The sequence below is a fragment of the Corynebacterium sp. LK33 genome, assembly GCF_014334955.1.
Classification (GTDB): domain Bacteria; phylum Actinomycetota; class Actinomycetes; order Mycobacteriales; family Mycobacteriaceae; genus Corynebacterium; species Corynebacterium jeikeium_D.
The window spans coordinates 1-15,220 of sequence record NZ_PDGU01000017.1; the positions used below are offsets into that span (position 1 = coordinate 1).

Annotated in this window: 14 protein-coding genes; 8 read left to right on the plus strand and 6 right to left on the minus strand. The window is 59.2% G+C overall.

The features are described 5' to 3' along the window. Positions 1-90: 90 nt before the first annotated feature. The 3 genes from CRD20_RS05020 to CRD20_RS05030 are packed head-to-tail and all read right to left on the minus strand — an operon-like array spanning position 91 to position 3,143. Positions 91-282: a hypothetical protein gene (locus tag CRD20_RS05020; protein WP_187404972.1), complete on the minus strand. Its 192-nt coding sequence runs from the start codon at positions 280-282 to the stop codon at positions 91-93. Continuing rightward, positions 283-2,760 (minus strand): transglycosylase domain-containing protein, encoded by a 2,478-nt coding sequence (locus CRD20_RS05025; RefSeq protein ID WP_016421705.1) that lies wholly within the window; start codon positions 2,758-2,760, stop codon positions 283-285. An 11-nt stretch (positions 2,761-2,771) separates the two neighbouring features. Beyond that, the gene (locus CRD20_RS05030) at positions 2,772-3,143 is read right to left on the minus strand and encodes a DUF5318 family protein (RefSeq protein WP_232250866.1); all 372 of its coding nucleotides are present in this window, start codon (positions 3,141-3,143) and stop codon (positions 2,772-2,774) included. A gap of 271 nt (positions 3,144-3,414) precedes the next feature. Here CRD20_RS05030 and CRD20_RS05035 point away from each other — a divergent pair, with 271 nt between their 5' ends. The 4 genes from CRD20_RS05035 to CRD20_RS05050 all read left to right on the plus strand — a co-directional run bounded on the left by CRD20_RS05035 (position 3,415) and on the right by CRD20_RS05050 (position 7,066). Next, complete coding sequence (locus tag CRD20_RS05035) at positions 3,415-4,500, plus strand: inositol-3-phosphate synthase (protein WP_016421706.1); 1,086 nt, start codon at positions 3,415-3,417, stop codon at positions 4,498-4,500. 523 nt (positions 4,501-5,023) lie between these two features. Further along, entirely contained in the window at positions 5,024-5,515 is a 492-nt protein-coding gene (locus CRD20_RS05040; RefSeq protein WP_016421708.1) for a MarR family winged helix-turn-helix transcriptional regulator, read from the plus strand. 158 nt (positions 5,516-5,673) lie between these two features. Further along, a complete protein-coding gene (locus CRD20_RS05045; protein WP_016421709.1) occupies positions 5,674-6,606 on the plus strand; it encodes a universal stress protein in 933 nt (310 codons plus the stop codon). Between the two features lie 43 nt (positions 6,607-6,649). After that, entirely contained in the window at positions 6,650-7,066 is a 417-nt protein-coding gene (locus tag CRD20_RS05050) for a hypothetical protein (RefSeq protein ID WP_048733161.1), read from the plus strand. Between the two features lie 156 nt (positions 7,067-7,222). Here CRD20_RS05050 and leuS read toward each other — a convergent pair whose 3' ends face one another. Continuing rightward, complete coding sequence (gene leuS, locus CRD20_RS05055) at positions 7,223-10,141, minus strand: leucine--tRNA ligase (RefSeq protein WP_187404973.1); 2,919 nt, start codon at positions 10,139-10,141, stop codon at positions 7,223-7,225. Between the two features lie 60 nt (positions 10,142-10,201). On the opposite strand from leuS, the gene CRD20_RS05060 reads away from it, so the two are divergent. The 4 genes from CRD20_RS05060 to CRD20_RS11030 all read left to right on the plus strand — a co-directional run bounded on the left by CRD20_RS05060 (position 10,202) and on the right by CRD20_RS11030 (position 14,037). Next, positions 10,202-10,813: an SdpI family protein gene (locus tag CRD20_RS05060; RefSeq protein WP_070549574.1), complete on the plus strand. Its 612-nt coding sequence runs from the start codon at positions 10,202-10,204 to the stop codon at positions 10,811-10,813. A 72-nt stretch (positions 10,814-10,885) separates the two neighbouring features. Then, positions 10,886-11,869, plus strand: a complete 984-nt coding sequence (locus tag CRD20_RS05065) for a bile acid:sodium symporter family protein (RefSeq protein ID WP_049170088.1) — start codon at positions 10,886-10,888, stop codon at positions 11,867-11,869. Positions 11,870-11,977: 108 nt separating this feature from the next. Continuing rightward, a complete protein-coding gene (locus tag CRD20_RS05070; RefSeq protein ID WP_187404974.1) occupies positions 11,978-13,108 on the plus strand; it encodes a DUF695 domain-containing protein in 1,131 nt (376 codons plus the stop codon). 14 nt (positions 13,109-13,122) lie between these two features. Continuing rightward, a complete protein-coding gene (locus tag CRD20_RS11030; protein WP_370545943.1) occupies positions 13,123-14,037 on the plus strand; it encodes a hypothetical protein in 915 nt (304 codons plus the stop codon). Between the two features lie 60 nt (positions 14,038-14,097). Here CRD20_RS11030 and CRD20_RS05080 read toward each other — a convergent pair whose 3' ends face one another. Both CRD20_RS05080 and CRD20_RS05085 read right to left on the minus strand, forming a co-directional pair. After that, the gene (locus tag CRD20_RS05080) at positions 14,098-14,448 is read right to left on the minus strand and encodes a branched-chain amino acid transporter permease (protein ID WP_016421723.1); all 351 of its coding nucleotides are present in this window, start codon (positions 14,446-14,448) and stop codon (positions 14,098-14,100) included. Further along, positions 14,445-15,128 carry an AzlC family ABC transporter permease gene (locus CRD20_RS05085; protein ID WP_049193116.1) on the minus strand — a complete coding sequence of 228 codons (684 nt, stop codon included), beginning with the start codon at positions 15,126-15,128 and terminating at the stop codon, positions 14,445-14,447. Before CRD20_RS05085 ends, CRD20_RS05080 begins: the two co-directional genes overlap by 4 nt. Positions 15,129-15,220 lie beyond the last annotated feature (92 nt).

Consider the following 15,220-nt stretch of genomic DNA (forward strand, 5'->3'; position numbering starts at 1 on the left):
GAGCTACTGCGTGCGCCTCTTTGAATTGTGAAGTTGTCGCGTGCTTGGTGGGCAGTTAACGCTCTAGCAACTGACTACCTGGCCTGCGTCCTACATTGATGTCGAGGAAGCATGTGCCAACGCAATAATCACCGGAATGACTGTCGCGAATAGGAAAGCTGCCAGGCACAGAGCCCAAATGATTGCCGGTTTCCACTTCTGCATGAAGCCCCAAAAGGCCGTGCCGAACATCAGGAAGCCAATCGCGACGCAGACGATGGTGAAAATCACCCACGCGTCCACTTACTGTCCACCTCCAGGGTTACCGGGGTCTCCGCCGCCTTCATTGCCACCGCCGAAACCACCGCCTCCCGGAATCGGGATGGGCAGTAGGTCAGCGATTCCGCCGCCACCGCCTCCGCCATCGCCACCCGGAACCGGAAGCGGTGCAGGCTGCTCCTCGGAGGACTCAGAGGTCGACTCCTCGGCCGACTCCTCTTCTGTGGTCTCCGGGGCATAGCCCTGGTCATAGCCAGAGTCAGAGGTCGACGGCGCCTGGTACTGCGGCGCACCTGCGACACCACCGATTGGCTCCGGCTTGGTGAAGTACTCAAAGTCCTCGTTAGACAGTGCGTTATCCATGGTGTACTTCCACAGATCGCCCGGGGTTTGCGAGCCGTACATGATGCCACCATAGGAGTTGTAGAGCGCCGAACCATCGACGTTGCCAACCCACACTGCAGTCGACAGCTGCGGTGTCGAACCGATCATCCACGCATCCTTGTTCTGGCCGGTGTCACCCAACTGCGTAGTACCGGTCTTGGCGGCCGACGGGCGACCACCACTCAAGGGCTTGTTGCTGTAACCGGCAATAGGCTCCATGGCCGATATCATATTGGTGGCCACTGCCTTGGAAACTCGACGGTCGCCCTTGTCAGCGTTGGACTCGTAAACAATCTCGCCCTTGGAGTTTTCGACCTTCTCTACGAAGTGAGTCTGCTGATAGACGCCATCGTTAGTCAGGGTAGCCAGACCAACGGCCATATCCAGCGGACGTGAGAGGTACTGACCCAGGGCGATACCGTCCTGCGAGTGACCGTTGTCGTCCATCAGAGTCTTTTCAATACCCGGGATGGACTCAGCCACGCCCAGACGATGAGCCATTTTGGCGGTGTCATCCGGACCATTCTTCAGGTCGCGCTGCAGGCGAATAAACGGGGTGTTCAGCGACTGCTTCAGGGACTCATAAAGCGGAAGCACGCCACCGCCGGCACCGCCGTCGTTGTGCAGAGTGACGTTACCGGACTGCACAGGTGCCGAAGAGTACTGCGCGGTCAGTGGAATGCCCTGATCGAGCGCTGCTGCCAGCGCAAAAATCTTGAAAGTAGAGCCGGTCTGCAGACCGCTGTTCGCGTAGTCCCAACCAGTCGGATCGTCGCCACCGTAGTAAGCGCGGACAGCACCTGTCTTCGGCTCCACCGAAACGATGGCGGCACGCAAACCCGTTGACTGATCGACGTAGTTTTCCATCGCATCCAGGGCAGCCTGCTGCACCGTCGGGTCAATGGTCGTCGTAATGCGTAGACCGCCAGTGTTGACCTCCTGCTCGGAGATACCTTCGCGCTCCAACTCAGCCAGAACCTGATTCTTAATCATGGCAGCCGGGCCGGGCTCCGGAGCCTGCTTCGGCGCCAACGCCGGATCGATGGTCTCCGGGTACTGCATTCCCGCGCGGTCCTGCGGCGAGACGATGTTCATCTCCACCAGGCCATCGAGGACGTAGTTCCAACGCTGCTCAGCCTCCGGGCGGTTAGTCCACGGATCCAGTGCGGATGGACGCTGAATCGAGGCTGCCAGCACGGCACCCTCTTCGGCATTCAGCTCACCGACTTCCTTACCGAAGTAGGCCTTCGACGCTGCCGCGATACCGTATGCGTTACGACCAAAGTAAATCGTGTTGAGGTAGGCCTCAAGGATTTCGTCCTTAGTCCACTCCCGCGCCATCTTCGCCGACATGACCAGTTCCTTGGCCTTACGGGTCAGCGTGCGCTCATTGCCCACCACAGCATTCTTGACGTACTGCTGCGTAATGGTCGAGCCGCCACCGGCACTGGAATTACCAGTCACGACTCCCAGAGCCGCACGGGCATAACCAGTCAAGGAAAAACCCGGGTTGGTATAGAAATCACGATCCTCAGCTGCCAGCACTGCATTGCGTACAGCATCCGGCACCTTGTCGATAGTGATGTTGCTTCGGTTACCGCCCTCGGGGACGATGCGCGTGATTTCCTTTTCACCAGAACGGTCATAAATCACCGCAATCTGGCTATTGGCCAACTCCTCTGGCTCCGGCACGTCCGTTGTCGCATAAGCAACACCGAACACAACTACCGGCAACAGCACGACCAGCGCCACGGCTAGACCGAGCCACGCTAAAATTCGCCGCTTATTATCAGTCGGCTGTTCTTCTTGCGCCATCGAGCTTTCCTCTTCATGGTCATCTGGTTCATGGTCATCTGGGGCGTACTGCCCCTTCTCCGGGTCCGGCTCGCTTGCCGACGTCATCTCTGAATCGGTAGCCAGACCCTCGTCACTGCCACCGACCGAAACAGCATCAATGCTGTCGCTGGAATCGTCGTCAAGCGATGCGTCATCGGAGCGTGCGTGCGTATTGAAGGAATCAGCATCCGGCTGATCCCACCACTCGCCTGATGAATTAGAACCCTGGCCCTCGTGAGGGCTGTTAGGACCGCCTGGGCTATCGGGTCGATCATTGCTCACGGGTGCTCTCCCTAGTTTTCTGACTCTTCTCGAGCTGCCTGAAGTGTCCGGGTCAGGAAACTCCACTTGCAGTCGGGGCACACCTCAACTTCTTTGACGGTGCACGAACCATATTCATTAACTATTGCGGATAATTCGTTTTCAGTACAAGCAGAGCCGGAACGACGGCCCAAGTTTTCTCCGAACACCCAGAATACGAGTCGGAGGTCGAATTTGCGACATACTGGGCACTCTTCCTGGGACTTTCTGCCGTGAAAACGCGCGGCAGCGACCAGCCGAGCATCGGCATCACAGAGTGATCTTCGTGAAATCTCCCCTGCACGCCACTGCTCCAATAACTGCTTCTTGAGCAAGGAGTGATCGATCTCGCCCTGCCATGTCATCACGAAGACAGATTAGCAGGCGCGTGCGGGCTGATTTCACCCCCGCTTTATCGGTACACACATGCCCCCTCACGGTTCGGGCATCGGCAAAAAACGCATAAAGGTATAACGTCACGCTCGTTACCTCAATGCGTGCACCCACTCACGGCCGCACCGCTGGCGTAAGGCCCTGGTGCGGGTTCTGATGCTAGGTTCTGATGCGAGTTCCCGGTGTGAGTTCCCGGCGCGAGGTCAAAGCCTCCGAGCACATAGTTTCAAGGAGAATTACCAAATGAGTTCAATTCGCGTCGCTATCGTCGGCGTCGGCAACTGCGCCTCCTCCCTGGTGCAGGGTGTCGAGTTCTACCGCGATGCAAAGCCCGATGAGACCATTCCTGGCCTCATGCACGTCGTCTTCGGCGACTACCACGTCTCCGATGTCGAGTTCGTCGCAGCTTTCGATGTTGACGACAAGAAGGTCGGCAAGGACCTCTCCGAGGCCATTGTTTCCTCCGAGAACTGCACCATCAAGATTGCCGATGTCCCGACTCTCGGCGTTGAGGTTCAGCGCGGCCCGACCCTGGATGGCGTTGGCAAGTACTACGCGGACACCATCGACGAATCCCCGGCTGAACCGGTCGACGTTGTTCAGGCGCTGAAGGATGCCAAGGTCGATGTCCTGGTCTCCTACCTGCCGGTCGGTTCAGAACAGGCTGACAAGTTCTACGCACAGTGCGCCATTGACGCTGGTGTAGCTTTCGTCAATGCCCTGCCGGTCTTCATCGCTTCCGACCCGGAGTGGGCCAAGAAGTTCGAAGACGCAGGGGTTCCGATTGTCGGCGACGACATCAAGAGCCAGGTCGGCGCAACCATCACCCACCGCGTCATGGCCAAGCTATTTGAGGACCGCGGTGTTCGCCTCGAGCGCACCCTGCAGCTCAACGTCGGCGGCAACATGGACTTCAAGAACATGCTCGAGCGCGACCGCCTCGAGTCCAAGAAGATCTCCAAGACCCAGGCTGTCACCTCCAATCTCACCGGTCCGCTGGCCGGCAAGATCGATGACCGCAACGTCCACATCGGCCCGTCCGACTGGGTGGACTGGCTGGATGACCGCAAGTGGGCCTACGTCCGACTCGAGGGCAAGGCCTTCGGCGAGGTGCCGCTGAACCTTGAGTACAAGCTCGAGGTCTGGGACTCCCCGAACTCCGCTGGCATCATCATCGATGCTGTTCGCGCTGCCAAGATCGCCAAGGATCGCGGTATCGGCGGCCCGGTTTACGCCGCTTCTTCCTACCTGATGAAGTCCCCGCCGAAGCAGCTTGCCGACGATGTTGCGCGAGCACAGCTCGAAGCATTCATCAAGGGCGAAGACTAAAAGGTACAAGCACTCAAAAGTACAAGCGAGCAGCTCCGAGAGCATGTTCCTTGAAAAGCGTCAGCCGGTTACCCATGCGGTAGCCGCTGGCGCTTTTGTGCTTCTCTAGCCTCCCCGCGCCCTCCCACGCTCTTCTCTTCCTCCTCGCCCTACTCGCTGCTGCGCCCATCTCGTCCCCGCCATGGATGCGTGCGCTGCAGTCGTCGTAAAGCAGACAGCAATACACCCGCGAGGATGAATCTGCGAGACATATCACAAGCCAAAAGCATTCTCGAAAGTAGCCGTATGGCTACCTCCAACCCAACGTTCTAAGTACAGAAGAAGTGACACTTTAGGGGGTTTCTGCCAGCACCGAAAAACCTTATACGCAGATAGGTTTAATGTTTTGTACTGGGGTTTTAGATGTTTGGTGGAAAATTCCTGGTGATTTCATCGCCGAAATCACCAGTTGTAGAAAAATAAATAGCACCCCAAATAAATTTCGTATTGGCAACTAGCACTGTTCGCATATAACATCGTCGCTATGACATTATCTTCGGGCTCGATTGGCAATCCTGATGCCGTTACTCCTCTGTCGCTCGCTAAGCGCATTCGCCCTCTCCTGACTCGCGCTGAGCTGCTCTACAGCCGCCGCTCCTCGGAGTCCCAGCTCAGCCGCGCGCAGCTGTCCATCATGATGACCCTGGAGGCACTGGGCGCCTGCCGTATCAGCCAGTTGGCTGAGGCCGAGGCCATCCGCATGCCCACCGCCTCCAACGCCGTGCACCACTTGGAGGTCGCCGGCATGGTGGAGCGCGTCCGCGACAGCAAAGACCGCCGTGGCGTCCGCGTTGAACTGACCGACCGTGGCCGTGAAGAGCTGCACCGCGTTTCTGAAGAGCGCAATCAGCAGATGGCTGAGATGTTCAGCACGCTGACCCAGGAAGAGCTGGAGTTTGGCGCTGGTCTTGAGACGATTCTGTCCAAGATCCTCGAAAACTACCCGGAGCACCCAAAGACAAACCCAAGCGTCTAGTCTCTTTTCCAGCTAGCCCTGCCACCTTTAAGCCCACAGGCAGGATACATAGCTTTTACACTTCCTCGGTGCCGTTTTAAATATGCCCGCCTATCCACGTAGGCTATTACCCAGAAGCACCACTTGGATATTTCTGAGTAATCACAGGAGGATTAGCGATGGCTTCCCGCCCGCTTCGTATCATGATTGCGTGGCGTCCAGGCGAGTACGGCACCGAAACGCTTGCTTACGCCGCTTGGTTAGCTCGCACCACGAAGGTGCAGATTCGCGTTGTCAGCGCACTGTCGCGTGGCTGGCCGCTGACCTCACTGGCTCGGTTGAGCACCAATGACTCCTGGGTTTCCCACGAAACCGAGTCTCTTGAAAAAATCATCAAGGATGAGCTAAAGCTCGCTGGCCTGCGCAAGGGCATGCTTGACGACGATGCCGTACGAATCATCGAATCCTCCAGCGAATCCACAACTATCTGCAACGAAGCCGAAGAATTCGAAGCCGATGTGGTTTTGCTTGGCACCCGCCGAAGCAATACCAAGGACTGGACCGCCAAGAACCGCAGTCGCTTTACTGCGGGATCAACCTCGGATGCGCTGCTGCATTACTCGCCAATCCCGCTGGGATTGGCGATCCCCGGCGCGAAGCTTTCTAAGCACGGTGTGACCCGTGTCAGCATTTGCTACATTGACACCCCGCAGTCCCACCATGCATTGAATAAGGCTGCTGACCTGGCATATCGCTGGGAAGTTCCCCTGCGCCTGGTCTCGTTTACGCCTCGTGGTGCGACCATGTACCCAACGGAGAACGGCTACGGCCCCTCCTCTGACCTGATGATTGAGTGGCGCGAGCAGGCTATGGGGCTGCTCGACCGCGGTATCGACCGCGCACATACCCGTTACCCAGACCTTTCCGTTGATGCGGAAGTGGCGTCCGGCAACGGTTGGGAAGAGGCCATTCAGTCCATCAAGTGGAAAAAGGGAGACTTGCTCGTTTTGGGTTCGTCTACCCTTGGCCCATTCGGACGAATTTTCATCGGCTCGTCGACTAACCACATCGTTCGCCACAGCCCGGTGCCAATGCTGATTACTCCGGCCTAGTATGGCAGGCACATCAGACGGCATTTAGAGGCGAGGGGAGCAGATGGTGGATAATTCACCGAAGCGCAGTACACCAGAGCGCAATGAGGATGAAATCTTCGACGAGCTTGAGCGCAAAATGTATTCCGGCAAGCGTGCCTACATCTACACCGCGGGTGTGATTCTTACGACGCTGCTCGCGGGCCTCATTATCGGCATCGCCGGCGCCATTGTCGGTGGCCCCACCTGTGATGCGGGTAAGTCCAGCTTCCTCTGCTCCCGCACTTGGGAGATCCTTTTCCCCGTTGTCCCGGGCGTAATCTCCCTGGTCGGCTGCCTTTTGGGCTTCTGGCAGACCTACGTGGAGTGGAAAAACTTCCGCAACTGGCGCGCGTGGCTCGCTATGTGCTGGGTGCTCATGCCCTTCACTTTGATGTGGATGCTCTCCACATTCGGTGTCCTGATTCTGGGCGTTAAGTAGGGGTAAGAGGCGGCCAGCCTCGGAGCCACCCTCTTGAGGTTTTTGCGAGAAAGCCTCAAGCGAGAAAGTGTCTGGGTTTATGACAAATTTGAGTCGATTTTAGGCCTCAAACTGTCATAAACCCAGACACTTTCTTGTACGCATTAGCCTCCCTGGTTACTTCTTCACAACCAGGTTGACCATCTTGCCCGGAACGACAATGACCTTCACGATATTGCCACCGGCGTTTTCCACAGCTGCGACAACCTTTTCGTCGGCACGCGCGGCGGCCTCGATGTCCTCGCGGGAAGCATCGGTAGCCACGTCAATGCGAGCGCGAACCTTGCCGTTAATCTGAACTGGCAGCTCAACGGTGTCGTCGACCAGCCACTTCTCGTCAACTGCCGGCCAGGGGCCGTGTGCCAGGGACTCGGTGTGGCCGAGACGGCTCCACAGTTCCTCCGCAATATGCGGTGCCACCGGACCAAGCATGAGAGCCAGCGGCTCCACGGCGGCGCGCGGTGCACCGGCCGAACCGTAGGTCTTAGTCAGGTAGTTGACGTACTCAATGAGCTTTGCGACGGCCGTGTTGTCACGCAGCTCTGCGTAATCGGAGGTAACCCCTTCCACGGTGCGGTTGAGGGCCTTGAGGTCGTCGTCGGAAAGCGCTGCGTCCGTGACGGCGAGCTCACCGGAGTCCTCATTGACCACCAGGCGCCAAGCGCGCTGGAGGAAGCGCTGCGAGCCGACCAGATCCTTCGTCGCCCACGGGCGGGAGGTGTCCAGCGGACCCATGGCCATCTCGTAGACGCGCAGGGTGTCAGCGCCGTAGTTGTCGCAGACCTCGTCGGGGGAGACGGCGTTCTTCAGGGACTTGCCCATCTTGCCGTACTCCTGGAAAACTTCCAGGTCAGAGCCGTCTTCGGCGCCGCCTGGGATGAGGAACTTACCATCGCGCTCAACAACCTGATCCGCCGGCTGGTAGACACCACGGGCATCGGTGTAGGCGTAGGCCTGGATGTAGCCCTGGTTGAACAGACGGCGGTACGGCTCCTTGGAGGTCACGTAGCCGAGGTCGAAGAGGACCTTGTGCCAGAAGCGGGAGTAGAGCAGGTGCAGCACTGCGTGCTCGACGCCACCGACGTAGAGGTCGACGCCGCCTGGATCGTCCTTACCGTGAGTCTCTGGGCGGGGGCCGGTCCAGTAGCGCTCGTTTTCCAGGTCAACGAACTCCTCAGCGTTATTCGGGTCGATGTAGCGCAGCTGGTACCAGGAGGAACCTGCCCAGTTCGGCATGACGTTGGTGTCACGGCGGTACTTCTTCTTGCCATCGCCGAGATCGAGCTCGACATTGACCCAGTCAGTGGCCTTGTCCAGTGGAGCCTTTGGCTCGGTGTCGGCATCGTCCGGGTCGAAGGTGACCGGCTTGTAGTCCTCGACCTCTGGCAGCTCGACCGGAAGCATGGACTCGGGCAGCGCGTGGGCGTGACCGTCCTCGTCGTAGACGATGGGGAAGGGCTCGCCCCAGTAGCGCTGGCGGGCGAATAGCCAGTCGCGCAGCTTGTACTGGACCTTCTCGTGACCAGCACCTTCCTTCTCCAACCACTCAATGACGGTGGCGATGGCGGTGTCCTTGTCCAGGCCATTGATGTCCAGGCCGGAATCATTGGCGGAGTTCACGCACGTACCGTTACCGACGTACGCCTCCTTTGCAATGTCACCACCTGCGACGACCTCGCGGATTGGCAGACCGAAGGCAGTGGCGAACTCGTAGTCGCGCTCATCGTGGGCCGGGACAGCCATGATGGCACCGGTGCCGTAGCCAATCAGGACGTAGTCGGAAATGAATACCGGCACCTGCTCACCGCTCACCGGGTTGGTGGCGTAAGCGCCCAGGAAGACACCGGTCTTTTCCTTGTTCTCCTGGCGTTCCAGGTCGGACTTGGAGGCAATTGCGGCGCGGTAAGCGGCGACGGCCTCGGCTGGGGTTTCCTTGCCGAAGGTCCAGCGCTCATCCACGCCCTCGTAGGAACCGCTGCCGGCTTCAACCAGCTGATCCACCAGCTCGTGCTCAGGAGCGAGCACCATGTAAGAGGCTCCGAAGAGAGTGTCCGGACGAGTGGTGAAGACCCTGATCTTGGTGGAGACCTTCGGGCCGACCTCGGCTGTGAAGTCGACCTCGGCACCGCGGGAGCGGCCGATCCAGTTGCGCTGCATGGACTTGACCTTGTCCGGCCAGTCCAGCAGCTCCAGGTCGTCGACCAGGCGGTCAGCGTATGCGGTGATGCGCATCATCCACTGGCCCAGCCGCTTGCGGAACACCGGGAAGTTACCGCGCTCCGAACGGCCCTCGGCGGTCACTTCTTCGTTGGACAGCACAGTGCCGAGGCCCGGACACCAGTTGACCATCGAATTCGACTGGTAAACCAGACGGAATTCGTCGACTGCTTCGCGCTGCTCGGTCTCGCTGAGCTCAGCGTAGACGCGACCGTCCTTGGTAGCCATCTCGCCCGACTCCAACAGTGGAATCAGCTCATCGATGCGACGGGCCTTCTTCTGATCCTCATCGAACCAGGCGTTGTAAATCTGCAGGAAAATCCACTGCGTCCACTTGTAGTAGTCCTGGTCAGTGGTCGCGAAAACACGGCGGCGGTCATGGCCAAGTCCCAGGCGGCCCAGCTGTCGCTCCATGTTGGCGATATTCGTTTCCGTCGTCACGCGCGGGTGCGTACCGGTCTGGATTGCGAACTGCTCCGCCGGCAGACCGAAGGCGTCGTAGCCCAGGGTGTGCAGCACGTTTGCGCCCTGCATGCGGTGGAAGCGCGCGAAGACGTCGGTGGCGATGTATCCCAGCGGGTGGCCTACGTGCAGACCGACACCGGACGGGTACGGGAACATGTCCTGGACGAAAAGCTTGTCCTTCGGCGGAGTCGAGCCGTCGGCAGCTGCCAAATCGCCCACCGGGTTGGGGGCGTAGAAGGTGCCGTTATCTTTCCAATACGCCTGCCACTTTCCCTCTAGCTGAGTCGCCAGCTCGGGGGAGTAGCGGTAGTCGGTGGCTTCTGCCGAGGACGAGGACTTTTCGCTGTTGGTCATGGTCTCACAGTCTAATAGGTGCGTTTGGCACGTGCTCAACCACCTATATAAATTGGAAGCATGATTGTCATCCCTGTAATTACCCTGGTTCTGGCTGTTTGCATAGCCGTTGTCGCTGGTTTGGCATGGTCGGCGAAGCTACCGGGTAATAACTGGATCGGAATTCGTGCGCCTGAGGCTCGAAAGTCCCAGGAAAACTGGGATATTACGCACCGCGTTGCCGGCCCACCGTGGGCTGTGTCCGCTGTCGCTTTCCTCGGCGCCGCCATGCTCGGCTTCCTCGCCATACGCCCGGAGGCCTCTGGTTGGATGTGGCTGTGGTACGCCGTCGCTCTGCTCGCCGGTATCGCCATGCTCGGCATTGGTGCGGCTATCGGCTCGCACACCATCGCGCTTTACGACGCCAAGGTCTCCGCCGAGTCCGGCTCCGGTTGTGGGTGCGGTGACGGTGACAGCGGCTGTGGCTGTGACTCCGCCGCCACTGATGCCGCCGACACTGCGACTGATGATGCCTGCTGCTCCGACAACCCGGCAGCAGACTGCGGTGTCTCCGGTGGCTGCAGCTCCTGTGGTCTGGAAGGGTTGTGCACGGACAAGGGCTCATCCGCGAATGTCACTTTCAAGCCTGTGGACAAGGATGCGCTGCGCAAGGCAGCTGAGCAGAAGAAGTAAAAAAATTATTGCAGAGAAAAGCTTCTGCAAAACAGTAAGACAACATCTGGTTGCCCACTAAACTGTTTGTCCATGTGGCAACGAATTGTGAATTGGCGTCCAGATCCCCTCATCGTCGGTATCGTTGCTGCAGCGATACTGGCGATTATTTTTCCTGCAAGCGGCACTACCGCTGAGGTTTTCAGCTGGGCCACAAAGATCGCCATTGGCTTCTTGTTCTTCCTCTATGGCGCGCGCCTGAGCCCGCAGGATGCGTTGGCCGGTGTTAAGCATTGGCGGCTGCACATAACCATTCTGGCTTTCACATTCGTGCTGTTCCCAATCCTCGGCCTGCTCATGAAACCCCTGGATTGGATTCTCTCGCCTGGCCTCTACCTGGGCATTTTGTACATGACACTGGCACCGTCGACGGTGCAGTCGAGTGTGAACTTCACCTCCATCGCCAAGGGCAATGTCGCCGGCGCAATCGTCAGTGCCTCGGCATCTAACCTGCTGGGCATTGTGGTCACACCGGTGCTGGTGATGCTGTTGATGGCCACCGGTGGCGGCGTTCATGTGGATTCGTCGGTGTTCTTGGATATTTCGCTGCAGTTGCTGCTGCCATTCGCAATCGGCCAGCTCACTCGCCGTTGGACCCTGAAGTTTGCCGCCGCGAAGACGACTAAGAACGTTGACCGCCTATCTATCGCAATGGTCGTTTACGCAGCCTTCTCCCAGGGCATGGTGCAGGGCATCTGGTCGAAGGTGCCGGCAGGGGACATTGTCATCCTGTGTGTGCTTTCGGTCGTGCTGGTGGAATTCGTTTTGCGGTTGTCCGGATTCATCGCAAATAAGATGGGCTTCGACCGCAAGGACCGCATTGCGATTCAGTTCTGCGGTTCGAAGAAGTCCCTGGCCACCGGTCTGCCCATGGCTGCCGTTATCTTCGGTGCCGATGCCAGCCTCTACATTTTGCCGCTGATGATTTTCCACCAGATTCAGCTGATGATCTGTGCGGTCTACGCCGCTCGCTGGGGCAAGGAAGCAGAAGCTGAGCCGGAGCCACAACCCGCTTAACGCGGTCTAGCGCATGGACCCGAGGGGCGAATCCGGCTTGGCACATATACTGGGGCGCACAACATATGGTTCGGTTTTAAACGAGCAAACGAAAGTGTGAGATTCAGCATGGCTAACGAGAATCCGGCTCCGTTCTCCCCGGAACAGCGCGCCGCAGAAGAGACCGCAATCAACGAGTTCTGGTCGTGGTGGAACTCTTTTGGCGCCGATGCGCTCGACTCGATGTTTAGTGTCCAGCTCGGTATCGATGGTGCTCCGAACGCCGCCGATGTGGACATTATTGATGTCCAGAAGGAGGTCGGCGGCCGCATCGCCGCTATTAATGACCGGCTCATCTGGGGGTTTGAGGCTGGCGCTCCGTATTCTCGCCACCTTCTGACTGTTAGCGCTGCGGGTGACCCTGAGCTGCGTCCGGTCGCTCGCCGTTGGCTGGAGGCCGCGCCTGACGACGGCGCGGTGTGGTCTTTCACCGACCTCCGTCAGGCGGATCCGGCGATGAAGCTGTCGCTGGGGGATGTCGCGGCCACGTTGGTTGCACAGGGTGCTCTCGAGGCCGATGCTCCGGCCGAGGTCGATCCGGCAGACGCACGCGTGGCTGTTAGCAGTGGTCATGGGGCAGTGGACGTTCGCCTATTCCACCCGCTGTTCCCGGCAATTGCTCAGTTGGAGGACGGTGAGCGCTTGGTAGCTCAGCTCGGTTTCACGCTGCTGCAGCTGGCGCTGGGGGAGGAGGACTTCGGCCTATGGCTACGCGGCTTTGCCTTCGCTGGCGAGGAACCGGAAGGTGCTATCCCGCTACCGGAGCTGGGCGATGTCGTCGAGAAGCTCGCGGAAGAGTGCCCCGAGTGGCTCACCATTGATGCCGAAGCCAACGGCCAGCCACTCGTCGTCGCTACTCGTGCGCCGATTACGCAGCTGGTGAGCCCGACTATGACGCAGCATGTGCTGATTCAGCTCATGCTCGGCAATATTGACGACAAGGGCTTGCCGACGGACGAATCGAAGGAATCCCTCTCCGAGTTCAATACCGCTGCCGCTGAAGCCATCGCTGAGGACAAGGGTATTTTTGTCGCAACTGAGCAATCCGATGACATGGCTCTGATGCACTTCTTTATTGACCCGGCATCTGATGCGGAGGCGGGTCTGCGAGCTGTTGCGGAGACGTGGGCCGAGGGAGAGCATGTCGTCGATACCGGTTACGATCCAGCTTGGCAGCGCGTCGGTCACCTGCGCGTGTAGATTGGTTTTTTGTTATGAACGCTCGTCATCGTCTTACTCCACGGCCTTCCCGCGCGATTCGCATGGGTCTTACCGGTGTCATCGCTGTCACCAGCCTTCCGCTGGCAGCTGGAAACGTCGCTGCGGCTCCGCAGCCAAAACTGACTCCGCAGGGCACTATTGATGCTCCGGGGCGAACCCAGATCAGCTTTACCCACACCCCAAGTGGCACGCACTACGGTACGGCGAACGAGAATGAAGCTCGTCCGGGGCTTTCGATTGTCAAGCTCTACATTGCGGACTACGTCTTCAAACATGGCACAGAAGCGGACAAGGCGAAGGCCACAGAGATGATTCGCTACTCCGATGACAATATCGCCAGTGAGCTCTATGGCCGTTACCCGGATTCCATCAACGCCACTGCGCGTGAATACGGCCTCAGCAACACCCACGATGCAGGTCACTGGGGAAATTCAACTACGTCCAGCGCGGACACTGTGAAGTTCCTGGAGGCCAAGAAGCGCGAGAACCCCTCTGACCCGGTGCTGGTTGCTATGAGCACCGCGTCACCTGTGGCAGCGGATGGCTACCGTCAGGATTACGGCACCGCCACGCTGCCGGGTGTGATTGGCACAAAGTGGGGTTGGTCCGATGACCGCCAGAGCGTTCACGCCTCGGCATCCATTGGACCTGACTTCAGCGTCGCTGCTAACACCTACGGCACGAAGGAAACTCACACCAGCGATGTTCAGAATGCCTTCGACGGCACGCTGGGCACTCCATCGCTGCCTGGCCTGCCCGACAGCCCGAGCCTGCCGGGCATCCCAAGCGTCCCGAACCTGCCCGAGAGCCCGAATCTCGGCGAACTACTGAATCTGCCGGAAACTCCGCAGCTGCCCCAGATTCCGGGACTACCGGACTTCACTGGTCAGGTACCGTCGCAGTTCTAGCCACTGCCGCTAGTCGCTGGTCTGCTGGCACCGTCCCACCCAGCGCCCACACAGCGCACCTCACGCGACAAGGTTCACGAGGACCATATACAGCGCCGTGCCTACAAAAATCGAAATCACGGTGTTACGCCGCCACCAGTGCAGGCCAATGGTGACCACCAGTGCTACGGGCACGGCCCAGGCAGCGCCGGGGTCGCCACTCTCACCGCTGAGTCCTAGCCGCCCGAAGACGGTGTAGGCAACCAACGCCACCATGACTCCAACCGGCATGGTCGTGCCGAGGAACTCGAACAGGGGAGACCCCTTCAGAGTGCGCACGAACGCAAACGGCAGCGCACGCAGCGCAACTGTCACCGCTCCCATCGCAAAGAGCGCGGCAAGCACATAGCCGGAATCGGGCAACGCAGTCATGCTCGCTCTCCCTCCGTCGTACGCGGCTTGCTTGCCGACGTCATGCGCATCACCCGATCCACCCGCGGTGACCACACGCGCAACAGCAGCAGGCCGAAGTACATCAGCAGTCCGATAACCAGCATCTGGTTCGGGTTAATCAGCCAGCCCACCAGCGTGCAGACGATAGCGGACAGGGGCAGTGACCAATCCTTGGAAGTCTCAAACGCGTCCATGGCCAGCACCGTAAAGAGCGCCACCAGTGCGAACTCGGCACCGCGGATACCCTCGGGCAGTGCTGCGCCGGTTAGAGCCCCGACAATACCGGAGCCCACCCACAATAACTGGCAGAGAATCTGAATCGTCAGCAGTCGGTGGCCCGACATCTTTTCGTCCGCATTTGCCGCAGAGACGATGGCATACGACTCGTCGGTAAGCGCGTATGTGGAGTATGCGCGACCGAGACGAGACTGTATCCGGTCGCGTGGGAACGTCAGCCCATAGAAGACGTGGCGGAAGTTGACCATAAAGGACGTCACGGCACAGCCGAGCAGACCCGTATGCGCCATAACCAGGCCGACAGCGAGGAATTCCATCGACCCCGCGTAGACCACGAAGGAGAAGATGGGGGCCCACCACCAGCTAAAGCCAGTCTGTGCGATGAGCAGGCCGAATGCGAGCCCCAGCGGAATGAGTCCCATGCCCACGGGCAGTGTCTGCCGGATGCCGGCAGCTATGTCGCTGCGGTCGCTGTTTCCTGTGGCGCTACTTCCTTCAGCCCTGTTTCCTTCGG

Bases quoted from the DNA above. Each gene is read 5' to 3' on its own strand.
- CRD20_RS05080 (WP_016421723.1), bottom strand. From the start codon at position 14,448: ATGACTGCGTTGCCCGATTCCGGCTATGTGCTTGCCGCGCTCTTTGCG.
- CRD20_RS05085 (WP_049193116.1), bottom strand. From the start codon at position 15,128: ATGGGACTCATTCCGCTGGGGCTCGCATTCGGCCTGCTCATCGCACAG.
- CRD20_RS05060 (WP_070549574.1), top strand. From the start codon at position 10,202: ATGATTGTCATCCCTGTAATTACCCTGGTTCTGGCTGTTTGCATAGCC.
- CRD20_RS05035 (WP_016421706.1), top strand. From the start codon at position 3,415: ATGAGTTCAATTCGCGTCGCTATCGTCGGCGTCGGCAACTGCGCCTCC.
- CRD20_RS05050 (WP_048733161.1), top strand. From the start codon at position 6,650: ATGGTGGATAATTCACCGAAGCGCAGTACACCAGAGCGCAATGAGGAT.
- CRD20_RS05070 (WP_187404974.1), top strand. From the start codon at position 11,978: ATGGCTAACGAGAATCCGGCTCCGTTCTCCCCGGAACAGCGCGCCGCA.
- CRD20_RS05045 (WP_016421709.1), top strand. From the start codon at position 5,674: ATGGCTTCCCGCCCGCTTCGTATCATGATTGCGTGGCGTCCAGGCGAG.
- CRD20_RS11030 (WP_370545943.1), top strand. From the start codon at position 13,123: ATGAACGCTCGTCATCGTCTTACTCCACGGCCTTCCCGCGCGATTCGC.
- CRD20_RS05030 (WP_232250866.1), bottom strand. From the start codon at position 3,143: ATGACATGGCAGGGCGAGATCGATCACTCCTTGCTCAAGAAGCAGTTA.
- CRD20_RS05040 (WP_016421708.1), top strand. From the start codon at position 5,024: ATGACATTATCTTCGGGCTCGATTGGCAATCCTGATGCCGTTACTCCT.
- leuS (WP_187404973.1), bottom strand. From the start codon at position 10,141: ATGACCAACAGCGAAAAGTCCTCGTCCTCGGCAGAAGCCACCGACTAC.
- CRD20_RS05065 (WP_049170088.1), top strand. From the start codon at position 10,886: ATGTGGCAACGAATTGTGAATTGGCGTCCAGATCCCCTCATCGTCGGT.